Source organism: Lactobacillus nasalidis, from assembly GCF_016587775.1.
Lineage (GTDB): Bacteria > Bacillota > Bacilli > Lactobacillales > Lactobacillaceae > Lactobacillus > Lactobacillus nasalidis.
On the sequence record NZ_BOCG01000071.1, the window covers coordinates 1 to 1490 of the forward strand.

The following is a 1490-nucleotide window of genomic DNA, read 5'->3' on the forward strand; positions in this document are numbered from 1 at the left end:
AGCTGAAGATCCGTCCGGGCGGCTTTTGCCTTTTTAAGCCTGAAGCCGCTGGAAAAATGGCGGCATTTGCCGCGAAAGCCCGGAAAAAGAAATACCAGTTCGTGAGCCTGGCCAGCTTGGTCAAGCATCCGGCCATCAAAGCCCTCAGCGCTAAGGACCTGGCCCGGCTGCGCCGGCAAAACGGCGGAGAAAAGCGCCCCAGCTTAAAACAGGTCTTGACGACGGAACCAGCCTTGGCGCTGCTGTTTACCAACTTGGGCCATTCGGCAGCTGACCTGGAAGCCGGCCGGATCGTCAAAAGCCGCGGGGGCCAGGCAAGCTTTGCTGCTACTTTTGATGAATTGCAGAGCCAGGGGATGACGATTGAACGGCTGCTGGCTGCCGGAAACGAACTGGCCCTGGTCTATCGGCCCAGCAACGCCTTTCCGGCTAATTTCAGAGGCTGCAGCCAGTATTTGAACAACTGTCTGAAATACTGTCAGTGGCGCTTTGGCTACCGGCCCAAGCTGTTGGTGGTCAGCGCGAAAAAGCCGGCCGCTGGCGTTTTGGAAGCAGCCAGTGCCGCCAAATTGACGCCAATCGAGCCCCAGCAGTCTTTGATCAAGGCCAAAAGCCAGTCCAGTAGCTGGACGACTTTGCCAAAGAACCTGCGGGCCTTGTCCAAGGTCCGCTTCAGCCGCGGCGCCATTGAAGGCATCAATCTGGGTTATTACGAGGCTGACCAGGACCGGCAAAACGGCAGCAAGACGGTGATGGGCCAGATGATCAAGGACTTGCTGAAAGAAAAGCTCGATGCAATCGCCTACCATCCATACGGCAGCCGGCATCTGGCCGCGGGCAGCCGCTACCAGCTCAAAACAATCAGCCAGCTGCGGGCCTCAAAGGACTGCTACAGCTTCAACAAGCAAAAAAGCAGCCTGGTCAGCGCCGGCAAGCAAAATTTAAGCCGCTTGCAGCCGGCTTGGCGGCAGCTGGCCTATGTGCGCCAGCACTATCTGGGCAGCAATTTTGTCACCTCGCCGGTCAAAATGCCCGGCTTCAGCTACTGGGAGACAAGCCAATTGGACCAGGTCGGCCGTCTGACCAGCGACCGGGTGCTGTTTCTGACTTTTGACGACTGGGGCAGCGACGAGTCGATCAACAAGCTGCTCTATGTTTTGAAAAAGCACCAGGTCAAGGCCACCTTTTTCGTATTGACTGAAAATGTGGACAAGAATCCCAACCTGCTGCGGGCAATTGCTGCTGACGGGCATGAAATCGCCAGCCACTCTGACTCTCATGTCCCCCTGGCCACTGCCAAAAACGGCACATACCACAACCTAACTGCCAAGCAGACAGGGGAAATGAAGAAAGACCTGGCCCGCTCTTACCAGAAGCTGAATAAGTACGTCGGCAACGTGAAAGTCGGCGGCAAGCCGGCCTTGTCACTTGACTTCCGGCCGCCGACTCTGGAGGTTTCCAAAAACGGCCTGCGGGCAGTGTTTGATGTT

The 1490-nt window shown here is 56.8% G+C and carries 1 protein-coding gene; it reads left to right on the top strand.

All coding sequences use genetic code 11. The features are described 5' to 3' along the window. Nucleotides 1-56: 56 nt before the first annotated feature. A partial coding sequence (locus lacNas_RS00845) for a polysaccharide deacetylase family protein (RefSeq protein WP_244661394.1) occupies nucleotides 57-1490 on the top strand: 1434 nt, incomplete at its 3' end.